Here is a 23,492-nt window from a genome sequence, read left to right as displayed (position 1 = left end):
CTTAAACCAAATGATAGGTTTCCTCAAATGGACGGCGATAACGATCTCCCCAAACACCATCTGGCATACGAATGCCACAGGTTATAACCATGTTTATTTCTGTATTGTAAGGTAGATTCAGTGCCTTCTTTACCAACAGACTATCAAAACCTTCAAGTGGACAAGTGTCATAGCCAGCCTCACTCATTGCTAACATAAATGTCTGAACAGCCAAGGCACAACTCTTGTGTACACTAACTCGCATGTCACCCTCACTTACTTGACGCATGATTGGGCGGAAAAGTCCAATCGTTTGTGCTAAAGCCTTACGAACAAGTCCCCACAAGCCAAAGCAACGTGAATAGAGAAACGGCATTACTTTTGCATAATATAGTTCTAACTTCTTTATGCGCTTTTCCTTCTTCTCTGTTGGACTATACTTGTTGATGTTCTCCTTTTCAAATGCAAGTGTCGCCTGTGCATGTTTCTTATAGAGGTCCTGTCGAGTCACAAACACAACAATCTGTTGTGCAGAACGTGCTGTCAACTGGTTTAAGCATGCTGGTGCCAACTTCTCCAAAACCTTCTTATCAGTAACATGATAAGCCTCCCAAAGTTGTAAGTTTGAGCTTGTTGGAGCTAAAGTCGCTTGTTCAATACATTTCTTTACAACTGTGCTATCGAGTGGTTTGTTAGGATCGAAATGTCTGACAGCCCTTCTATGGTCTAATATTTCTTGTAAACTCATAATTTCTTAATCTTTAATAGATGTAAAAGGAGCAAAGTGTATGCCATTATTTCTCTTCTGATAGGTTTGTATGATAGTCTTGTAACAATATGTTAAACAAAGTGATAGAAAGATGGTACTAAGTAAAACATCTCTGTTTGAAAAATCCCAGACAACCTTATCGTTGCCTGGGATTTTATCTTTGGACTAATATTTGTCACGTTTTAGAATGATGTTTTGTTTTATCCGCAGTGGAAGTATTGGCGAACAAGTTTCTCCATCATCATCTCCTTGCCTTCTATTTCTTGACGTAGTGTACGGTCATTGTATGAGCGAAGCTGTTTGATAATACCATCAATCATTGCAGGAGAGAACACATCATACTCTTCATAAACCTTACGCTGACGTTCCAAGCAGTCTGCCGAAGCAGCGCAGCTATCAGGCAACTGAGCCAAGGTAGCATAGCGTTCTGCATTCTTTGGGTCATGGATATCACCGTCTGCAAAGGTTCTCTCTGCTTCTGCCTCAGCGTTTGCCATCTCAAAACCATGACGACAAGCCACACAAAGACCTGCTAAAAGCTGATAGATATCAGCTGAAGCATCTGGAGAACGCATCTCAACAGTCTGCTTGATAGAGTAGTCACGCGCTGTAAGTGGTTCTATATTATTAGCTTTGTGGCACATATCCTCGCCAGAGGTCCAACCTAATGGTACACGAACAAGCACAGAACGGTTACTCATACCCCAGCATACATTTGTAGGCGCTTCCTGATGTGGAACGAGACGGAAGTATGATGTTGGGTTCTTATTGCCAAAGGCTGTGATACTCTCAGCTAAGTCCATCATACCAGCAATAGCACGACGAGCATCCTTAGAAAGTTTTCCTCCTTCGAGCATCATGTTCTTTCCGTCCTTCATTATACGCATGTGAATATGCATACCAGAACCAGCCTTACCCACAGTAATCTTTGGAGCGAAGGTAATATCAAGTCCTTCTTCGTAACCTAAGCTACGAATCACCCATTTAGCAATGAGTAACTGTTCAGCACATTCGTTTGCTGGAACAGGCAAGAACTCAATCTCATTCTGTTCGTAGCAGCGTCCATTCTCAATGAAATTACCTACCTCAGAATGTCCATACTTAATCTTACCGCCACATTCAGCAATCAACTGCATAGAACGCATACGGAAGTCATTGCCTTTTGAGAAAGGAGAACTCTCGTGATAACCATGTTGGTCGTCAGCAGGGAATACACCTTCATCCTCTCGGATAACGTAGTATTCTAACTCACCCATAGCATGGAACTCCATACCAGTTACTTTCTTAAAGGCATTCATAGCCTTGCGGAGTGTATATTCTGGAGATGAAGCTAATGGATTACCATCTCGATCGAAGAAAGAACAGAGCATGCAAAGTGTTGGAATCTCTGAGAAAGGATCGATGAACGCTGTAGAGAAGCGTGGCATTACATAGAGGTCACTACTACCAGCTGCAATAAAGTTGAAGAGTGAAGAACCATCAACGCGCTCGCCACTTGTAAGTATTGTCTCCAAGTAGTCGGGTGTGTGAAGCATGAAGTTTAGTGTTTTCAATCGTCCGTCACCAGCAGGATACATGAAGTTTACCATTCTGATGTTCAAGTCACTGACAACTTGCTTGATATCATCTTTTGTAAATTCATGTGAGTCTTTGCCCAAGTGTGCTTCCAGTCTATTTGCTGAATGCTTAAAAAGGTTATTCTCCATTGTCGTAGTTTTTATAAGATTAGTATTTGATTATGAGGACAAAAATACATATTAATTTCTTTATTCGCAATTATTTTTCATACTATTTTTCTCTATTTATTATCAGTGTGGTATTCTTTATTTTTCGTTTTGTACAACTTTCTTTTATATTAGGAACTTGATGTTAGTTTTTCTTCGTATTTTTGCCTCGTTAGAAATAGAAAAGTATAAATCTTATGACAAAGGAGAAAACAATAAATCTGTCATCTAATCGTACTATCCGCAAAACATCAACAGATGATTTTACTATAGTATCGAACCTAATTGAGCAGGGGAAAGCAAAGATGTTTAAAGCTGGTAATCCTAATCAATGGTCAGCAAATTATCCTGCTGAAAGTACTATAAGGCGTGACATTGCACAAGGTGATTGTTATCTCCTTTATGAGTGTGGGAAACCTATTGCAACATTTGTAGCTAAGGCAGGTCCAGAACCTAATTACCACCGTATTGATAATGGAAGTTGGCTTGATGACCAACCTTATTATGTTATCCATCGTGTGGCTTCTGAGGAAGGTGTACATGGTGTAATGGCTGACATAATCAACTATTGTTCGGCATTTACCTCTTCTATTCGTATAGATACCCATGCAGATAATCGCCCGATGCAGGCTTCTTTGATTCGTTTAGGTTTCGTTTATTGTGGTATTATCTATGTTGAGAATGGAGATAGCAGATTAGCTTTTCAGTGCGTCTTTTAGTATTTTGTTAGTGGTTATCTACTCCTTTGACGTCTAAATCTTACCCCTTCATTTTAGCAATTTTGGGGCAGCTAAGTCCTATTTCTGAGCAATATGTAAAAAGAATAAATCATTTATATGAAGAAAATTTTGTTGATATAGCTTTGAAAAATCATTACATATTTTCTTGTAAAGTATCTATAAATAACAGCAAAAACAAGTGTAAAAAGTAGGTTTGTAACTAACAGTAAATCAGTTGGTTATGAAGTTGTATAAGAAAAGATGCTTAATTGGACTTCAAAAGGGCGTTAGTAAGGGTCTTAAAGGGCACCTTTTGCAAGCTTAAAGGGCGTCTATAAGAAGCCAAAAGGGCATGTGTTGGTTTTGAGTTGCATGAAAATAGTTTACAAATATCAATGATGTGGGAATAAGCTATTTGTAGAATACAGAAAGACATAGTATCTATTTGCATTTTATCTTTTAGTTTGTCTTCTTTGTAAGACTATCTATTTAGGATAGTCTTACTATGCAAATGTATCGGTCTTTATTCTATTTTCAATCTATGTGTTAAACCAAAATCGGTCATTAGCGATTAAATATCGATTTGGTTCTTAATAGAAGAACTATTTTTTTCAGTTCCTATTTACTCCATAGTTTCAACAGTTACGTTTTCAAATTCAGCCATAAAGTTAAGGAGATGATTCTTATAACGTTTCCGTTTGAACTTCATTTCCATCGTTACAACGAAGTAATGACCTGAAGAAGTGTCTTTGCGTATCATCTCGTAGGAGTCAATAATAATCTCCTTATCGCGTAATCGTTGCAAGACCGGTTGAATGTTTTCTTCTTTTGGAGTACTAAAAGTAACGGTTATATTGCGTGTGCCAAAGTGTTGGAGTATAAAATAAAGTGCTTCCAAACAGAGCAAGACAAGGACAGTTGTTGCAATAGAGAGTACATACATTCCTGCACCTGCAGTCATACCAATAGCCGATGTTACCCATAGACCTGCTGCAGTTGTCAGTCCGCGTACCACATGCTTTTGAAAGATAATTGTTCCCGCACCAATGAAACCAATACCCGTTACTACTTGTGAGGCTATACGACTGGGGTCGAGTGACACTCGCTCGTAATGGGCGAGTACATCATCAAAGCCAAACTGTGATAGAATCATAAACAAACCACTACCTAATGCTACAAGGAAGTGGGTTCGGAAACCAGCCTCCTTTGCACGATACTCACGCTCCAAGCCAATTACACCACCTAACATTGCAGCTACGAATAGTCTCAGTACAAATTCATAAGTTATCATGTTCATGTTCTTTCTTTATTATGTAATGAATAAATCGTTGTCGCAAAAATACAAAAAACTTCACGCATCTCACTCTTTTCTTCCCTAAAATTATTTTTTCATGAATGAAATTCTCTGTTTCTTAGAAATTGATTTGTATCTTTGTGCATATAAACGCTAAAGTCAAGATTATGACAGAGAAGGAGAAACAGCAGAAAGGGATGCTTTATCAAGCAAATAACCCAGAAGTTTTAAAAGACTTATACTACTGTGAGAATGAATGTTTTGAAATCAATCAGATTCCTCCTTCACGTAGGGAGGAACGCATGGAACGCCTTAGAAACTTGTTTGGTAAGGCAGGCAAGGGAATGTTTATTGTTGCCCCGTTCTTCTGTGACTATGGTTATAACATTGAAGTCGGTGAGAATTTCTTTGTCAATACTAATTGTGTGATTCTCGATGAGGCTAAGGTGACATTCGGCGATAATGTTTTTATTGCACCTAATTGCGCCTTCTATACTGCTGGTCATCCACTTGATGTTGAGCAGCGTAATAAGAAGATAGAGTATGCACTACCTATTCATGTTGGGAATAATGTGTGGATAGGTGGCAATGTCGTTGTCGTGCCGGGTGTGACGATAGGCGATAATACTACGATTGGTGCTGGTTCTGTCGTTACACATGATATTCCAAGTGGTGTCGTGGCTGCTGGTAATCCGTGTAGGGTGATACGGAAACTGGAAGAGTAAGGTGCTTCCTTAATTACGATCAAGAGCATAAAGATGAAGATGAAGATATGAAAGAATTTTATAGTACTTATGTCATTAAGGTTTTGTTGCTTTTATTGCTACTCTTTATGGCGATAGCATCGGTGGCACAGAACCGTCTTTCCCCTTGTAATAAGCAGGATTATGAACTCTATGCACCTGTACTTAAGGAGTTGTATAATCCTCTCGCCTCACAACAGTATATTGTTGTAGACGGGGAGTCTGAGAAGTATGCCTTGCAAATAATCAAGGGTACGCACTTCTCAGAACGAACATATATACTTGCTTATAAGGATTTAAAAGGCAATAAGAAAGAAATCACTGATAGTCTTTGTCAAATGAAAATAGCATCATTGCTGCGTTATGCTGTGTTTTCTTCTACAACCTTTGTACGTAAGAAGCTTGGTATTCAACTAAAGACTTGTTTTTTCTTTGACTTGCAAGATGGGGCTGAATACTCTTCATGTAAGGTGGATGTTGGGCGAGGAAGTTTGATTGATATTTTGGAAATATCATGTAATGCTGTGAAGAATAATAAGCCAGAAGTTATTCAACATCTCATCCCTCAAATTGACTCTTTGACACAACACTTTAAGACATTTGAGTTGGCGGAGAGTTGGAATGTCTCTACGTCAGAGGGTTATGCGTATAGTTTTCCTTGTACACAATTATCTACACACTATAACGGATTTCATGTGTGTTTTCTTCGACCATCGATGACGCCCGATGAACTCAGTAATAAATATGGGAACTTGACACAGATAGTTGCAAAGTGGTTGTTCCTAAATTCAAATATATTAGACTTCACGAGGAGTGTATATATCAATGTGTGCCGTGATAAACCTGATAAGAACAAAAGATTTTCATATAGTTATGGGCATTACTATATAAATGTAACAGAGGATGAACTGACGGAAGAAACTCTGATAGCTCTATTCAAGTTATATTTATTAAAATAGCTCTATGTGGTTTTGAAAAGCATCTTTGTTTATTAATTAATGTATAATTTTGATAGTAGTAGAATCAGTCTCTTTTTACTCGATTGAGCTTCCTTTGTTGAATAGCATGTTATCCATGTGCCTGGAAGAGTCGCTGTCAGGTCTTGTTTAATGTAGAAAAGTGCAAAAGAATGTATGAATTGTGGTTGTTTTTTTTACAATAAACTAAACAAAACACATATTTAACATCTTTTATACATGTAATTGTAGAATGGACGTTTAAAATGATTTAACTTTGCGATTAATAAACCTAAAAGCATTTTTTAACCTAAAGTATACTTAAAGCCTATGTACCTAAAAAGAAAAAGGACTACGAGCTTATTGATGGTGGCTTTGTTCAGTACAAGTTTACTGCATGCCAACATTACGTACGAAGCGAATGCAGCTGTTGTTCAGCAGCAGTCTGTATGTAAAGGAACTGTTGTCGACAATAATGGAGACCCTGTTGTTGGTGCCTCTGTCTTTGTCGTAAGTAATGGACAGAAGAAGGGAAGTGTGACTGACCTTGATGGTAAGTTTGAGATTGCAGGCGTTGCTTCTGGCTCATCACTTACTATTTCTTATGTTGGTTACAAGACCCAGCAGGTAACTTGGAGTGGTAAGGACCTTAAGGTTACTCTCCAAGAGAACAGTGAGATGCTCGAGAACGTTGTTGTTGTCGGCTATGGTACTCAGAAGAAGGTTAACCTTACTGGTGCTGTCTCTGTTGTAAACTCAAAGCAACTTGAGTCTCGTCCTGTAACGAGTGTTGCACAGGCATTGCAGGGTGAGGTTCCTGGTTTGAACTTCAGCGTTGGCAATTCTGGTGGTTCACTTAACAGCCGTATGAGTATGAACATCCGTGGTATTGGTACCATCGGTTCTGGTTCAAATGCTGCCCCTCTCGTTCTTATCGACGGTTCTGAGGGTGATTTGTACTCAATCTCTCCAAATGACATTGAGAGTATCTCTGTATTGAAGGATGCTTCTTCAAGTGCTATCTACGGTTCACGTGCAGCCTTCGGTGTAATCCTCGTTACTACAAAGAGCGGTAAGGATTCACGTATGAACGTATCTTACAATGGTAACGTACGTTTCTCTACAGCAACTCAGATTCCTGAGATGCCTAACTCATATGACTTCGCACGCTATTGGAATGATGCTGCTGCTAACAGTGGTGCACCTGCCCCATTCAAGCAGGATATACTGGATAAGATTAAGAATCATATAAACGGTACTCCGAAACCGGGTGATGAGGCGACAACAACATGGGCTGGTTATGCAGCTAATGAGCCTTGGAGTATGTATACTGGTTCTTGGAACAATGTTAACTGGTTTGATGAGATGTACAAATCTGGTGTTCCGTCTACCGAGCATAATGTAGCCCTCAGTGGTGGCGGAAGCAAGGTGAACTACTATCTTAGTGGTGCAGTTCTCAGCCAGCGTGGTTTGATTCGTCATGGTAAGGACCAACTCAAGCGTTACAACTTCTCAGGCAAGATTACTGCTAACCTGAAAGACTGGTTTACAGTTACCTATAATACAAAGTGGATACGTGAGGACTATAGCCGTCCTTCTTATATGACAGGTCTCTTCTTCCATAATATTGCTCGTCGTTGGCCAACTAACCCTGTCTACGATCCAAACGGACATTATGTTCATGGTAATGAGATTCTTCAGATGGAGAATGGTGGTCTTGATGCTACACAACAAGACAAGCTCTATCAGCAGTTAGCACTTGAGTTCAGACCACTCAAGGGTTGGAAGATTCGTTTGGAGGGTAACTATAATACCGTTCACTACTACAACCATTGGGATGTATTGCCAATCTACTACTATGATCAGAAGCAGAAACCGATAGCAGCTGCATGGAGCGGTGGCTATGCAGCTGGTAAGTCTGATGTTGGTGATAGTATGTCAAGAAACAACTATTATAATGGTCGTTTCTTCACAGAGTATATGTTCACATTGAACGATAAGCATGACTTTAAGTTCTTGGCTGGTCTGGATATGGAATCTAACCGTTATACCTCTCTTGGTGCAGCACGTGCAGACTTGATATCCCCATTAGTTCCATCACTCAACAATGCTACTCATAAGGATGTGAGACCAAGTTTCTCAAATACTCAGTGGGCAACAATGGGTGCTTTTGGTCGTATCAACTATGCATACGATTCACGTTACCTTGTAGAGTTCTCTATCCGTCGTGATGGTTCTTCACGCTTTATTGGTGATAAGACATGGAGTACATTCCCATCATTCGCATTGGGTTGGAATATTGCTAATGAGCAGTTCTTCAAGCCATTGACAAAGACTGTTAATACACTTAAACTTCGTGCTACTTATGGTGCTTTGGGTAACACCAATATCACAGCACTCTACCCTTGGTTCTTGCAACAGCCAGCAAGTGCATCTGCATCTTCATGGCTTGTTAACGGTGAGCGTGTGAATATCTCTAATGTTCCAGGACTGGTTTCACCTAACCTAACTTGGGAGAGTGTTCGCTCATGGAACATAGGTCTTGACTTCGGTTTGTTCAACAACAGACTGCAGGGTACTTTTGACTACTTCGTTCGTACAACGAAAGATATGGTAGGTCCTGCTCCTGTCAAACCTTCTATTTTGGGTGCTACACAGCCAGCTGAGAATAATAGTGATATGCGTTCTAATGGTTGGGACTTAGAGGTTAGATGGCGTGATAGAATTGGTCAGGTTGGCTATGGTATCAAGCTTGTTCTCTCTGATGACTACCAGACAATCACACGTTACTACAACCCTAATCGTCTACTTTCACAGTGGTGCGAGGGCAAGCGCATGGGTGATATTTACGGATACTTAGTAGAGGGTATTGCACAGTCAAACGAACAGATGAACGAGTGGTTGGCTAATAACAAGCCTTCATGGGGTTCAAACTGGGCTGCAGGTGACGTTATGTACAAAGACCTTAATGGTGATAAGAAAGTGAACTCTGGTAAGAGCACATACGATGATATGGGTGACTTGACCAAGATTGGTAACTCTTTACCACGTTATCGTTTCGGTATCACTTTGGATGCTAACTGGAAGGGCTTTGACTTCCTCATCTTTATGCAGGGTGTTGGTAAGCGTGACTTCTGGGATGCTTCTCCTTATAGCGTTGGTGCTAATACAGGTATGTGGCAGAGTGCAGCATTTAAGGATCACCTTGACTACTGGCGTCCAGCAACAGACACCAACTTAGGTCCTAACACTAATGCTTACTACCCACGTCCTCTCTTCGGTCAGGGTTCTAAGAACTTCCAGACAAGTGACCGTTACTTGCAGAATGCAGCTTACATGAGAATCAAGAATATCCAGCTTGGTTATACACTCCCTACTGCTATCGCAAGCAAGATTGGTGCAAATCGCATTCGTTTCTACTTCTCTGCTGAGAATCTCGCAACATTTACAAAGATGAACAAGATCTTTGATCCAGAGGCTACTGGTGGAGATTGGGGACCAGGTAAGATCTATCCACTCCAGAGAACAGTTTCTTTCGGTTTAAATCTTAATTTTTAATTCGTAGCAATTATGAAACATATTATATCAAATATATTGAAGGGAGGATTGCCTATTCTTTGCTTAGGCATGACGGTTACGTCATGTAACGATTTCCTTGACAGACCACCACTCGATCAAGTACCTCCCACTTCTTATTATCTGACAGCAGATCAGTTAGGCACATTCCCTATCAATTACTATACTTCTATTTTCCCAAACAACAGTGGATGGTGGGCTGGTGTAGCAACATTTGATGATGGGACAGACAATCAGGCTGCAAGAGGTGGTAACACTTCAATGTTCTTACAGGATCAGTGGAAAGTTCCTACATCTGGCGGTATCGGTATGAACAACATTCGTAACGTCAATAAGTTTATTAATGAGAATGAGCCGAAGATTGCTGAAGGCAAGGTGTCTGGTGATGCGAATCTTATCAACCAGTATATGGGTGAGGCATACTTCATCAGGGCTATGCTCTACTACGATAAGCTCCAGACTTATGGAGACTTCCCTATTCAGTTGACAGAACTTAAGGTTGAAGATGACCTTGTTACGCCGAATAAGCGTCAGCCTCGTAACCTTGTTGCCCGTCAGATACTCTCTGATATGGACAAGGCGATTGAGAAGCTGCAGGTGGATTTTGCCAAGAAGGTACGTATCAACAAGTATGCAGCTCTGGCTATGAAATCAAGAATGGCACTTTATGAGGCAACATTCGAGAAGTATCACAGAGGAACTGGTCGTGTGCCAGGTGATGCTAACTGGCCAGGTAAGAACAAGGAGTGGAACAAGAACTTCACTATCAATCAGGATGATGAGGTAAACTTTTTCCTTGATCAGGCTATTGATGCTGCCAAGAAGGTTTGCGATGCAGTTCCATTGAAAACTAAGAACAGTCATGTAATGAATCCAAGTATCGTTGGACTGTACAATGGATGGAATGCATACTACGATATGTTTGCCAGCCCAGACCTGTCTAAGTATCCGGAGGTGTTGTTGTGGCGTCAGTTCAATTCAGATATTAACGTGGCTCATCTTACCTCAAATAAACTTCGTGGTGGTGCAGCAACAGGTTGGACACGTGGTCTCGTTGAGTCATTCCTTATGAAGAATGGTTTGCCTATCTACGCTTCTGGCTCTGGTTATAATGGTGACACCACCATTGATATGGTTAAGAAAGATCGTGACGAGCGTCTGCAGCTCTTCCTCTTTGGTGAGTCTGATATACTCGGTATTGACCAAAAGAGCATTGACCTTGTGAACGAGAAGCGTCCTGCCGGTACTGCACCTATTGACAACATCAAGTTCAATGTTGCTGGTCTCTTTGCAACAGACCAGGCAAGTAGAGATGTAACTGGCTATCGTCAGCGTAAGTTCTACAACTATGATCCAGCAATGCAATTGGGTCAGACCTTCTCAGATGTTGATGGTCAGATTATTATTCGTGTTGAAGAAGCTATGCTCAACTACATTGAGGCTTCTTACCTCCGTACAGGTTCTTTGGATGCAACTGCTACTGGTTATTGGACTGCTTTGCGTGCACGTGCAGGTATCACTGCTCCAATCTCAACTACTATCGCTGCAACTGATATGACCAAGGAGGCTGATGTTAAGCGTCCTTCTTACGATTGGGCAGCATTCTCTGCAGGTAAGCCAGTTGATGCAACACTCTATTCTATCCGTCGTGAACGTCGTAGCGAGTTTGCTGGTGAAGGTCTTCGTAATGATGACTTGATTCGTTGGGCATCTTTGGATCAGGTGAAGAACTATCAGGTTGAGGGTATCAACTTCTGGGATCAGACCTATCAGAATTCTGCATTTGTAGATGGAAAGGGAAATAGTCTGATTATCTCTGATGGTGGTGATAAGGCTACGATGTCATCCAAGGACATTTCAAAGTATATCCATCCTTATCAGATTCAGAAGAACAACAATATTCTCTATAATGGTTATACTTTCTATCAGGCTCACTATCTGTATCCATTCTCTTATCAGGAGATGCAGCTCTGTTCACCTGATGGTACTGCAGAGAACTCTAACTTGTACCAGAATATCTACTGGCCAGTTGAGGCAAATGGTGAAGCTATCAAGTAAGTTTATGCTGAACAAAGTATAATCAAATAGATTACAAATAATGTCAGAGGGTGTGTCAAGTGATTGATACACCCTCTTTCTATAGTATGTCGTAAGGAGTTTAATGCTCAACACCATGTGTGACGAGTAACAAGATATATTTCATAAAACAGCCTTATATGTTGTTGAAGTCATTTGTTTATAGATGCTTCACTTGTATATGTGAGAATAAAAGGATATCTTTGCAAGAAATCTTTCATGATATTTATACGTAGGTTTTTGCTACAATAAATTATTTATGTTTACATTTACTATCATTATACTAATTTGTATTCTTGCTCTTGGTGTATCACTATTAGTGAGTCATTGGAATAATGGTGCGAAGCGTGGGGAAACGGTAAGAATAGATACACTTTACAAAAAAAACTGGATCTCCTTCTTTTGGATATCCCTACGTGTGCTGTCGTTTGCTTTGGTTACTGCCTTTTTGTTCTTAATGTTACTTGCTTCGTTTGCAGGTGATGATGCAGGCGAATGTTACTTTTGGATTATGATATTTGCTGTTGGAAGTTGGTTTATTTCAATACCTCTTATTGTTATTTATATTTGCTCGCTGGTTCAAGCTATTCGAAATCGTGATTATACGAATAAAGTTTTTCTTGGCTTTCATTGTTTCAATGCACTTCAGCTACTTTGTATTGTGATATTGGGTTGTTTACCTATTTCTTCCTGAAATCAATTTTGCTGTCACTGCTGTCATTTTTTGTGAAGAGATAATGAGCTGTTACACAGTAAGTTCTCTTTAAATGTTAAAATGACAGCAACTTGAAAATAAAAAACTATGATACCGATGTGTAATAAATGGCTTCTAAGGTAAGTGGGATTTAGCCTATTTATTAATGAACATGTGTTACTTATAGAAAAAGCCCTCATCCTTTTACAAAAGCTATAGCTCTGTAGATGGATGAAGGCTTTTTATTTAGGCTGCTTTTTAGCTCTTTAGAACTTGTAAGTCACTGTAGTTTTTATGTTACGTGGAGCACCTGGGAAGGAACGGAGTTTGTCGTAACCTCCCACCCAATAAACTTTGTTCATTGCGTTGTCGAGATTTAGCTGAACCTGCAAGTTACGAAGTCGATAGTACAGTGCTGCATTGAGGAGTCCATAGCCAGGATAGACTATGGTATTCTCGCGTCTTCCAACTTGTCCATAACGCTTTGTTACTGTATTGAAACCCAGACCGAAACCAAAGTTGCGTAGCACACCTGTCTGAATGATATACTTCGACCAAATGTTGAAAGAGTTACGTGGTGTGTTAGGACGCTGCATTCCAAAGTCTTTCTCTGAGTTGGTTGCAGTCTTTGTGATAGCAGCATGGGTGTAGGCATAGTTAGCAACGATACTCCAATTAGGAAGAATGAAACCTGCTACATCTAATTCAATACCCTTTGAGGTTTCTTCTCCCACTTGTTCCAGCAGCTCTGGATTATTTGCATCGTTGGCATTATAGAGTGTATTGCGTTTCTGAAGATGGAAGAAAGAAAGGGTAGTACTAAGTCGTTTGTCAAACCATTCACCTTTCAAGCCCGCCTCCAACAACTGGCTGTATTCTGGGTCGAATGGTCCACCTGTGTTAGGGTTACCCTGTACGGATGCACTCTGTGGTTCAAAGCCTTTTACCCATGTACCATACACATTCAGATTCTTGTTGATAGCAACGACAGCACCAAGACGTGGAATGAGCGCATGTTGAGTAGTTCGGCTTTCCTTATTAGTCTTATAATTTAGTACATCGGTGAATATCTCCTGACGAATACCCAAGAGAAGCTTCACTGGTCCTACTTCCATCTGCTCTTGAAGGTAGATACCATGAGAATACTGCAGGTAAGGAGAGAGTGCTGTTGAGACAAAGATATACTTCGAATAGTCACGCTCAATGTTGTTATTATTACTTGTCAAGTCATAGTAAGGCACATTCGTTCGTGGATTACCATCCTTGTCGAGTACGTATTTAGCAATGTTTGCAGGCTTGAAAGCTGTTGTTGTCGTACCGTCTTTTAGCAAATAGCCTCCTGCAGTCATTGCTGATGAGCCTGCTTGCTGTGCCATCTGGAAATAGTCATAGCCCAAGAGGATACGATGATGGACTGAACCCGTGCTTACGTTATAGTTAAAATAGGTGTTGAAACTATTGTTGCGGAAGTGACGCTGGCGTATAAGGCACTGCATAAGAATGCGTGACGGACTTTGTGTTCCATCGGCTAACTTCACATACGCATTAGCCTGATTGTGCTCACGGAGGTCTTCATCATAGGAAGAGTTCAGATAGGTAGCATTGAAAGAGAGGTTATCCGTGAACTTATGAGTTACACCAAGCGTAATATTCACGAGGTTCTCCTTTAGATAGTCATTTGTTGCAGAGAGCGAACGACTAATTGGTACTGAATTGAGGTCGCCATCTCCAAAGATAGGCTGACCACGGTCAACCTTGCCATCGGTGCGCTGATAAACGATGTCGACGTTAAAACGAGTTCTTTGTGTTGGGAGAAACGAGAAAGATGGTGCAACGATATAGTTTGTATTTTCCTGTAGGTCACGGTAAGAATCTGTATGTTCGTAACCGATATTAAGACGATAGAGCAGGGTGTGTTTTTGGTCTAATGGTCCAGTAAAATCTCCGTAGGTGTTCAGTGTGTTGAAGCTACCAACGGTTGTTGATACTGTATTGCGCTGATAAGGTAGTGGCTTCTTAGTTACACGATTAATAACACCACCCGGTGCAGCATTGCCGAAGAGGGCAGAAGCAGGACCTTTGATAACTTCAACACGCTCGATATTTGCCAATGACTGCTGTTTCCAAAGACTTGTCTGTGCTCGCATACCATTGACAAGGTTACCAGAATTACGGTTACCGGTAGTACGGAAACCACGGATAGAGAAGTCATTATAGAAGGTATATTGGTTTACTCCACTGATATTCTTTACAACCTCATTAACTGTGGTTGCACCTTGGTCGCGCACTAACTCCTTTGTTACGTAACCGATAGATTGTGGGATGTCTTTCAAAGGTGTCTCTGTCTTTGTACCGATGAAAGAGTTGGTATTCTTATAGGAACGTTCGTTACGTCCAATTACTTCTACCGTCTGCAACACTTGGTCGTGCAGATAAGGTGTTGAGAACAATGTGTCTTGTGTAAGGCTGTCTGTTGGGACTTTACCCATAGTGTTCCCTTGTGCATTTATTGGCAGAACTGCTGAATATAATAAGGTGCCTGTCAATAAAATATAAGAGTGTAATCTTTTACCCATGTTGATAAATGTTTAAATCCTGAAAATATAATATTTGAATGCAAAAGTATAGATAAAATTAGAATGCTACAATACCTAACAATGGGTAAATTGCGGGATAGGCTTGCAACTGGGTTTTAGGACTGACCCTAAATTGCTCTTTCTTAAAGTAATAGTAGCGTATCGAAAAAAGAAGTTGCAATAGAGGATAGGAGTATGGATTGCGTACCTATCTATTACTGCAACTTCTTTTGTATATCTTAAAACTGCGCCTTAGTTATTATTGTTTTATTTAATTACAGCGCTTAGTAGTTTTTTTCTTTCAATAGGTCAGGCCGTAGGCGTTTAGTACGTTCCATTGCTTGATCAAACTCCCATTGTCTAATCTTAGCCTCGTTTCCACTGAGTAGAATCTCAGGAACATCCCAACCATTATAACTACGAGGGCGAGTGTAGATAGGTGCTGAGAGCATATCATCCATAAAACAGTCCGAGAGTGCACTCTGTTCGTCACTGATAACACCTGGAACCAGTCGTACAACAGCATCAGCAATGATGGCAGCTGGTAGTTCGCCACCTGTTAAAACAAAGTCACCAACAGAGATTTCACGTGTAATAAGATGGTCGCGTACACGTTGGTCAACACCTTTATAATGTCCTGCAAGAATAATGAAATTGCCTCCCAATGAGAGGTCGTTAGCTATCTTCTGATTGAATTGTTCGCCATCAGGTGATGTAAAGATAACTTCGTCGTACTCCCGCTCTTCCTTCAAAGCAGCGATACAACGGTCTATAGGCTCAATCTGCATGACCATACCAGCTTGTCCACCAAAAGGATAGTCGTCAACACGGCGCCATTTATCCTTAGTGTAGTCACGAAGATTGTGCAGACGGATCTCTGCCAATCCTTTCTTTTCTGCTCTGGCAAGGATGCTCTCGTGTACGAATCCTTCCAGCATCTCTGGTAATACGGTGATGATATCTATTCTCATATAGGTACAAAGTTAACTAATCTTTTGCTATTACGTTGATAGTTTAGGATTTTTTTGTAACTTTGCTGCAGTTTCTAATATATAAACTAAGAACAGTTATGAAAAGATTCTTTTCCCTCGCTATCTGTATGATAGCAGCTTTTTGTTGTGCAAACGCACAAAACGTTCAGTTACATTATGACTTAGGTCATAGTCTTTACAAGAACCTTAGTTCACGTACGACGGTAACAACAACCGTCGAGATGTTTAAGCCTGACACTTGGGGTTCTACTTTTATGTTTACTGATATTGACTACAAGAGCGATGGTGTGATGGGTGCTTATTGGGAGATTTCGCGTGAGTTTAATCTTACGAAGAATAAGCAGTGGGCTGCACACGTTGAGTATGACGGTGGTTTAGGTTCTGGTAAAACAATGGATAGCTATTATGGTAACCGTTATCAGCATGCTGTTCTTCTTGGTGGAGCATGGAACTGGGCTTCAAAAGACTTTTCAAAAACGTTTAGCCTTCAGTTGATGTATAAGTATCAGTTTAAGAATGCTCACACTGGTGCACATCCTTTCAATGGTTTTCAGCTGACAGAGGTGTGGGGTACAACCTTTGCTAAGGGTCTTTGTACATTCTCTGGGTTCTGTGATCTTTGGTATGATCCAAATGTTAATGGTAAAATGATTCTTCTCTCTGAGCCTCAGTTCTGGTTTAATCTCAATACGCTAAAGGGAATGAAAGATGTAAACCTCTCTCTGGGTACTGAGGTTGAGATTAGCAATAACTTCGTTTGGAATGACAAAGGTCAGAATAATCGTTTCTACGCTATCCCTACAGTGGCAGCTAAGTGGACATTCTAAAAGCTTTATTTATATATAACAGAAGATGTGGCAAAATGCAAATATCATTTTGATAATCTTACAGTGAGAAATAATCCTATAAAAAGACCATTTCTATACTCGGTTTTGAGTAAAAGAATGGTCTTTTCTTTTCCTTTAGAATAATCCTACTTATAGATTGAAGGTTATCAAGTTAATTATTTGTGTTTTGACACACCCCCTGTTTTATTTTTATGAACTCTGAAGACAAGTAGTTGAAAGCTTTGCTCGAAAAAAGGACTATGTGAAGCTGTGAACTCTAACACCTAATTCTGCACTGCCGTTTTCCAACAAAGCTATCACTTTGACTTCTTTAACGTGCTGAAGAAATACCTTGTCAATCTGTACGGACAATGGACAGAATATTACGCACCCGACAGAACAAGCCTAAGAGGCTACTTATATAGGCGCACCAATCAAAAGGTAGAATTGAAAATCGGTAGACGAAGTGAAAGGCAAATTCCCAAGTATTAACAATATCAAAATAGTTCGAGTTGCCTATTAGAACTTCTTCTTCTAAAAGTAGCCAGATAATTAGAAGATAATTCATATTCTTTCTTTGATAAAATGCTTTTGTTAAAAAGTAGTTTGGCTGCTTTCTCTAAATCAATTCTCATCAACAAGTCTTTGTTTATACTTCTTTTGGCATCATGAAAAACAAGTGATTTCATGAATCTTTGAACGATATCACTATTCAAGATTTTTAAGAAACATTTCGCAACATCTCTATTGTCAAACCCCATAAGATAACACGTATCATCAAGCATTACATTCTTTCCTTCAAGTGGTTGAACAAATGAAAACAAAGTTGTATTATACAAACCAGCAATAGCAATCTTATATTTCTTGAAAGAGTACGGACCTATTCCAAAAATACAATATTTCGGTCTATTTTTATATATGATGCTACCACGCTTTTTGAACCATTCAGAATGAGTTTCTAAATATTCATAAGTCTTTGGTTGGTTGTCTTTTATAATGTCTGTATTATCTGATGTGCACCTCTGCGTAACTATAATATACCTCCTAAAACAATTAATTTCATTTCCCTTTAAATCGGAACTTTTTAGTATTGGATAAATTAAGTCGGGCTCAATATCTACTACTTCTCCCATCTTATTATAGAATTTGCCCTCTTTTTTAGAGAGTTCCATTACTTTTGAGCAATCATGCTTCATACCCGACCACCACGTAAGTTGACATTTACCATCTATGCTTGCATAATGTTGATAATCAGAAATATCTGCAACAAAACAATCTTTCGTCCAACCAAAATAACATGGCTGTCCAAGACTATATAAATCCATACACTTACATTGCTTTGATCGGCCTTGGCCCAATTTTGCTATGAATAAACATGCAGCGACAGATACATCAAACTCTTTCTTCGCATTAAAGCTATATAAGGTCATATTTTTAATTTTGTAACGCTCCTTCTTTTGCTCATATACAATATTTTTTGCAACTGATTTTTTTATCAAGAGAGCTAAACAGGAATTTTGATTATGAAAATAATCTAACAGTTGATACGAGATATATTCTGCAATATCAAAATTTGCTTTTCCTGTAATAGCTTCGATTCCATTAATTTTCTTAAAATTAGATTTCTGAGGGAGATTCTTGCTATTAATCTCACTCAACTTGCTATTAGTAACCCATGGGGGATTACCGATAATAAGGATATTTTTTTTCTGAGATATATGTAAGTCATCGAAATTAAAACCAAAAATACTTTGATGAAAAAGATGAATCTTGCTTGTAATTACACCTGGGTTTTTAAGAGCATATTCCAAAAGCCTAAATTTTGAATGAATCAAATAAGGCTTATATATTTCTATTCCATAAATTTTTTTGGCAGAATCTCCAAATACTATAATAGAAGCAAGGATGAAAGTGCCAGTACCACATGTTGGTTCAATAATAATATCAGGAGTAATGCCTTGCTCCTTGATGAGAAGGCATACTCTACATGCTAATTCAAAATTTGTTTGCCAATCTCCATACTCAACTTTATTTTCTTGAATAAGGCTTTCTGCAACAATATACTCTTCTGATTCAAAGAAGTCAATAATCCCACATAATTCTTCAGTAACTTTATTAGCTTCAACAAGACTTTTCCCCTTCAGCGTGTTAAGATACTCATTCAGATTCATATTTTACAATAGATTTTATACCCTCAACTGGCTTTGTTAAGTCTACGATTCTCCTATACTGGAGTCGCCATTGAAGAGCGTTTGAAATTGTCAGATAGCCTATCTGTGGAGGATTTTCTAAAAGTTCAGAAGCAATGCTCATCAATGTTACTTCATCTGCAGGAATATGCCTCTCTATTAAAAAAGCGAATAAATCATCTTGATTACCTTCTCTATCAATAATATCATTAATACCTCTGGTTGTCTGGAAATCAGCAGTTCTTGATTTATCAATAAAAAAGCACGAAACGAAATCTAAACTACCTGTTTTCGCTTGATGATTATCATGCTTTTTATAAACGAAGACTATAAGGTTATACCCCAAACCATAAATCTTTTGTTTACTATCTCTATAAGGACAACTCGATTGTGGTTGTTTAATTGATGTTACTTTTATATCACAGTCTACGGAGGGTAAGTCAAGACCTGTTGCAGACGAGCCTATCGTCATATCAAACCTCTCAAGAAGATATTTCTGGAAAGCATGTTCTACAAAAGTACCGATAGCTTTTCCATCGGTTACTCCAAATAATTCTTTACGTTCTATTTCGCTTTCAATTTTACAAAATTCTTTAGCGGAAATAATAAGAGATTCTATGTCTAATTTTTTCATATACAGTATGTTATTTACCTTTTATATGCATTATCAAGCAAAATTTATTTTATCTAAATTTGGTATGATACTTAGATTAAGTATCATTCAGTACAAAGTTATGAGATTTTTATGATATATCCTCTTACATCACCTATTTTTTTAAGAACATAGGCTATTTACTATATTTATGATTGGCATAGAGAAAGAAGGTTTGATAAAAGTAGACGACTCCCATACACCTGTTAATTGTATTGTATCTTTACAGAAAGGTTTGCCAGTTTCTTCAAAAAGGGTCTACCTTTTCGGTGAAAAAGGTAGACGGTTTTCTGATAAAAGGTAGACGGTTTTCTGATAAAAGGTAGACGGTTTTTTGATAATAGGTAGATGGTTTTACTCATTTAGGTGAACCCTTTTGCGAAAAAGGGTTGATAAGTGTCAAAAAAAGTATGTGCCTTTCTTGGAGATAGTCAAGAAATTTCTTACCTTTGTGATATAAATCTACGAACAAGTTGAGGAGGATAAAGCCCCAGCCTCCAAAGGCTTAACAATCGGGGGCAACACTAATTACTATGGCGAACAGACCTATTGCCTATACGCTAAAGGAGCGTAAAGGAACAGTTGGAAATTTGAAAGGGAAAATCGTTGTGCAGGCACATCCTACAGGACGAAAGAGAGTTGATCATCGTAGTTTCTGTGATGAAGTAGCATACGCCACAACGTTCACAGGTGCAGAAGTTGAGGCTGTTCTCAGACTTGCAGCCGAGATAGCAAAAAAACACGTTGAGAACGGAGACATTGTAGACTTCGGAGACATCGGGACACTTACACCTTCTTTCCAGAGTAAATTGGTTGAGAAGGGAAAAGCAGAGTTCAACCCAAAGGTTCATATCACGAAACCTGTGGTACATCTCACTCCCTCAAAGAAGTATTTTACACTTACTGGAGTGAGCTACGAGCGTGTTGCTGCACCTGACAAAGAAACTAAGAAGCCAGCTAAGAATCACTCTCAATCAGGACCAGAGATTGCAGAGCCATAAGCGGACGAACGATTGTGACTTTCTAATCTTTACATAGGGGATGTGTCAAAACACAAATCATTAACTTGACATTTTCAATCTATATGTAAGATTCTTCTAAAGTTAAAGAAAAGACCATTTCTTTACTCAAAACCGAGTATAGAAATGGTCATTTGCATTTTGATACACCCTCTTTATTTGTTTATAGAATCTATATCTTAGAATAGACTTCCTTCTGTTGGTTGTGAAGGTGTTTCTGGTGCTGTAACTTGTGTAAAGCGAGCTATGAATTCATCTTCTGAGATAATCGGAATAGAGAGTTCCTTTGCTTTCTGATTCTTTCCAGAAGAGCTTTCTACATCATTGTTGATGAGATAATTCGTTGATTTAGAAACAGAACCAGTTACCTTACCACCTTGACTTTCTATGTACGCTTTCAGTTCGTTACGATTCTTATAATGATGAACATCACCTGTAACGACGAAGGTTAATCCCTGGCAACTATTACCAGTTGGTGCTGATGAAAGTTGACTAACGTTTAGCTCAACTAACAGATGCTGTAGCATAGACTGATTATCAGTATCTTTTATCCAGCGTACAAAACTTGCACTCTTCTCAGGTCCAATACCAGCAATGGTTGAGAAGACATCTTCTGCAGCACTTCCTGTAGCCGTTTTAATAAGTTCCTCCAATGGATATGCTGATAAAAGACGATTACAAACATCTTGTCCAACAAGGGGAATGTTTAAAGCAAAGAGCAGACGACGTGCTTCAACATTACGAGCCTTTTCAATAGCAGCCAATAATTTAGTGACACTCTTATTTCCGAAACCTTCCATTGTACGCAGTTCTGTGGCATGTTCTGTAAGATGGAAAAGGTCAGCATATTCACGAACCCAGCCAAGGTTAATAAATTTCTGCACGGTTTGTTCAGAGAGTCCGTCAATGTTTACACCTTCTTTTGATACAAATCTACCAAACTTCTTCAGCTGTTTAGCTGGACAATGTGTATTGGTACAGTGTAGTGTGCGTGTTCCGCTAACCTCGCTTTCGCTAACTTCTGTTGCAGAATGGCATACTGGGCAAGTCTCAGGAATATGGAAAGTACCAACGCTTTCAATAACGTTAATAACCTTCGGAATAATCTTATTTGCCTTTATAACAGCTATCTTTGTTCCTTTATCACCAATCCCTAATCGTTCACATTCGGAGATATTACAAAGGGAAGCACGCTTAACGGTTGTTCCTTCTAAGTCTACAGGACGAAAAACAGCTACTGGAGAGATAGTTGAAGCAGCACATGACCATTCTATATAGTTTAATTCTGTTTCAGCACTCTCGTCTTGCCATTTGAAGGCATAGCCTGCACGTGTGGCATGATGGCCTGTGACAGAACCTGTTGCAGCGTAGACGGTATCGTCGTAAGTGATGACTAAACCATCAACGGGGTAGGGGAAAGGTGATGTACTTGCGCCTGTTACCCTTTCTGTCCAATGATGTATGACTGCCTTTATGTTGGCAATAGTAGGCTGTTCGATGAGTTCTCTGTCGACAACTCTGAAACCTTGGTGTTCAAGCCATTCCATACGTCCTCCCCAAGAGTTTATCTCCTCCTCCGCATAAACAAGTGTAAAGGGAATCCAACGCAAGTGGCGAGCTTTTACTTCATTGATGTCTTTCAGTGTGAGTGAGCCTGATGCGAGGTTGCGAGGGTTGGCATATTCTTCCTCTGCTTCCATGTTAAACTGTTCAAAGTCAGGATAACTGATGACAGCTTCACCACGAATAACAAGATGTCCCTTATAGGGAATGGTTTGCAAGATACCATCAATAGCCGTAGAAAGATGAGTAATATTGGTGCCAATATGACCATTTCCACGTGTGACAACCTTTGTCAGTTTACCATTATCGTATGTAACAACAAGTGTCAATCCATCCAACTTCCATGAGAGCCATATAGGTCTATTCTCTGCCCATTTAGCAAGGTCTTCTACCTTCTTAGTTTTTGCCAAGGATAGTGCAGGGAACTCATGTACTTCTTTTTTACCGGCAACATTATCGGCAGATACATTTTGTGTTGGAGAATCGGGGAGTATAATACCTGTTTCTTCTTCTAACTTTTTTAGCTTATCAAAGGCTGCATCCCATTCATAGTCTGTCATAAGTTCGTCACGACCATTGTAATAAGCGTCGGATGCAGCATTAAGTTGATTGACAAGTGATTGTATCTCTTTGTTCATTGTTTTGTTTGTTGATAGACGATGGTAAATCGTACTAAATGAGTATAAGTAGAAGTTGGTTGTGAAAAGGTGGTTGAGTTTATTTCCAAAGCTGTTTGATGAGTGCCGCATCAGCCTCAGCCCAATCGAGTCTTGAGAACTCTTCTGGTTTCAACCAGCAGGAATCAATATGTGCAAGCAACTTGAAATCATTGTCATGTGCCATACAGTCATAGGCAGTAAGGCAGATTGAAAAGTCTGGATAGTCATATTCAACGCTCCCAAGTTTTGCTCCGACATAGATGTCCCAGTCCATTTCCTCAAGTATTTCACGACGCAAAGCCTCATGATCACTTTCTCCTTCATTGACTTTACCACCAGGAAACTCCCAATGTTCAGCAATGTAATTAGGACCTTTACGCAATCGCTGTGTACATAGAATCTTATCTCCGTCATGAATAACAGCGCAGACAACGTTGAGATGTTTCTTTTCCATAATTTTATCTATCGTTCGGTTATTTTCGACC

General features: G+C 39.4%; 16 protein-coding genes and 1 pseudogene. 8 read left to right on the top strand and 9 right to left on the bottom strand.

The features are described 5' to 3' along the window. Position 1: 1 nt before the first annotated feature. The gene (locus FIU21_RS08725) at positions 2-727 is read right to left on the bottom strand and encodes a nitroreductase family protein (RefSeq protein ID WP_004360182.1); all 726 of its coding nucleotides are present in this window, start codon (positions 725-727) and stop codon (positions 2-4) included. Between the two features lie 221 nt (positions 728-948). After that, positions 949-2,454 carry a glutamine synthetase family protein gene (locus FIU21_RS08720; RefSeq protein WP_004360183.1) on the bottom strand — a complete coding sequence of 502 codons (1,506 nt, stop codon included), beginning with the start codon at positions 2,452-2,454 and terminating at the stop codon, positions 949-951. A gap of 215 nt (positions 2,455-2,669) precedes the next feature. Between FIU21_RS08720 and FIU21_RS08715 the strand changes: the two genes are divergently transcribed. Next, entirely contained in the window at positions 2,670-3,191 is a 522-nt protein-coding gene (locus FIU21_RS08715; RefSeq protein WP_036886208.1) for a GNAT family acetyltransferase, read from the top strand. A 622-nt stretch (positions 3,192-3,813) separates the two neighbouring features. Here FIU21_RS08715 and FIU21_RS08710 read toward each other — a convergent pair. Continuing rightward, positions 3,814-4,488: an MgtC/SapB family protein gene (locus FIU21_RS08710; RefSeq protein ID WP_004360185.1), complete on the bottom strand. Its 675-nt coding sequence runs from the start codon at positions 4,486-4,488 to the stop codon at positions 3,814-3,816. 164 nt (positions 4,489-4,652) lie between these two features. Between FIU21_RS08710 and FIU21_RS08705 the strand changes: the two genes are divergently transcribed. The 4 genes from FIU21_RS08705 (at position 4,653) to FIU21_RS08690 (ending at position 11,818) form a co-directional block, all read left to right on the top strand. After that, positions 4,653-5,210 (top strand): sugar O-acetyltransferase, encoded by a 558-nt coding sequence (locus tag FIU21_RS08705; protein ID WP_036886210.1) that lies wholly within the window; start codon positions 4,653-4,655, stop codon positions 5,208-5,210. Positions 5,211-5,257: 47 nt separating this feature from the next. Further along, complete coding sequence (locus FIU21_RS08700; protein ID WP_004360187.1) at positions 5,258-6,187, top strand: hypothetical protein; 930 nt, start codon at positions 5,258-5,260, stop codon at positions 6,185-6,187. Between the two features lie 327 nt (positions 6,188-6,514). Next, positions 6,515-9,742, top strand: a complete 3,228-nt coding sequence (locus FIU21_RS08695) for a SusC/RagA family TonB-linked outer membrane protein (protein ID WP_004360188.1) — start codon at positions 6,515-6,517, stop codon at positions 9,740-9,742. Positions 9,743-9,754: 12 nt separating this feature from the next. Further along, a complete protein-coding gene (locus FIU21_RS08690) occupies positions 9,755-11,818 on the top strand; it encodes a RagB/SusD family nutrient uptake outer membrane protein (RefSeq protein WP_036886212.1) in 2,064 nt (687 codons plus the stop codon). 978 nt (positions 11,819-12,796) lie between these two features. On the opposite strand, the gene FIU21_RS08685 is transcribed toward FIU21_RS08690, so the two are convergent. Beyond that, positions 12,797-15,106 carry a TonB-dependent siderophore receptor gene (locus FIU21_RS08685; protein ID WP_004360190.1) on the bottom strand — a complete coding sequence of 770 codons (2,310 nt, stop codon included), beginning with the start codon at positions 15,104-15,106 and terminating at the stop codon, positions 12,797-12,799. 284 nt (positions 15,107-15,390) lie between these two features. Next, positions 15,391-16,077: a tRNA (guanosine(37)-N1)-methyltransferase TrmD gene (gene trmD, locus FIU21_RS08680; RefSeq protein WP_004360191.1), complete on the bottom strand. Its 687-nt coding sequence runs from the start codon at positions 16,075-16,077 to the stop codon at positions 15,391-15,393. Between the two features lie 98 nt (positions 16,078-16,175). Between trmD and FIU21_RS08675 the strand changes: the two genes are divergently transcribed. Together FIU21_RS08675 and FIU21_RS08670 are read left to right on the top strand one after the other, a co-directional pair. Continuing rightward, positions 16,176-16,925 (top strand): nucleoside-specific channel-forming Tsx family protein, encoded by a 750-nt coding sequence (locus FIU21_RS08675; RefSeq protein ID WP_036886217.1) that lies wholly within the window; start codon positions 16,176-16,178, stop codon positions 16,923-16,925. 249 nt (positions 16,926-17,174) lie between these two features. After that, positions 17,175-17,417, top strand: a pseudogene (locus FIU21_RS08670) (molybdenum ABC transporter ATP-binding protein); the annotation flags it as partial. Positions 17,418-17,422: 5 nt separating this feature from the next. Here FIU21_RS08670 and FIU21_RS08665 read toward each other — a convergent pair. Both FIU21_RS08665 and FIU21_RS08660 read right to left on the bottom strand, forming a co-directional pair. After that, the gene (locus tag FIU21_RS08665) at positions 17,423-19,096 is read right to left on the bottom strand and encodes an N-6 DNA methylase family protein (RefSeq protein ID WP_004360193.1); all 1,674 of its coding nucleotides are present in this window, start codon (positions 19,094-19,096) and stop codon (positions 17,423-17,425) included. Further along, positions 19,083-19,748, bottom strand: a complete 666-nt coding sequence (locus tag FIU21_RS08660; protein WP_004360194.1) for a type II restriction-modification system restriction endonuclease — start codon at positions 19,746-19,748, stop codon at positions 19,083-19,085. The genes FIU21_RS08665 and FIU21_RS08660 overlap by 14 nt, the downstream gene beginning before the upstream one ends. Before the next feature lie 551 nt (positions 19,749-20,299). Between FIU21_RS08660 and FIU21_RS08655 the strand changes: the two genes are divergently transcribed. Beyond that, complete coding sequence (locus tag FIU21_RS08655; protein WP_004360195.1) at positions 20,300-20,767, top strand: HU family DNA-binding protein; 468 nt, start codon at positions 20,300-20,302, stop codon at positions 20,765-20,767. Positions 20,768-20,964: 197 nt separating this feature from the next. On the opposite strand, the gene ligA is transcribed toward FIU21_RS08655, so the two are convergent. Then, the gene (gene ligA / locus FIU21_RS08650) at positions 20,965-22,986 is read right to left on the bottom strand and encodes an NAD-dependent DNA ligase LigA (protein WP_004360196.1); all 2,022 of its coding nucleotides are present in this window, start codon (positions 22,984-22,986) and stop codon (positions 20,965-20,967) included. Positions 22,987-23,065: 79 nt separating this feature from the next. Then, positions 23,066-23,461 carry a (deoxy)nucleoside triphosphate pyrophosphohydrolase gene (locus FIU21_RS08645; RefSeq protein ID WP_004360197.1) on the bottom strand — a complete coding sequence of 132 codons (396 nt, stop codon included), beginning with the start codon at positions 23,459-23,461 and terminating at the stop codon, positions 23,066-23,068. Between the last annotated feature and the right edge of the window lie 31 nt (positions 23,462-23,492).

This window comes from Prevotella melaninogenica, assembly GCF_013267595.1.
GTDB lineage: Bacteria > Bacteroidota > Bacteroidia > Bacteroidales > Bacteroidaceae > Prevotella > Prevotella melaninogenica_D.
This window is presented reverse-complemented; position numbering and strand designations above follow the sequence as displayed.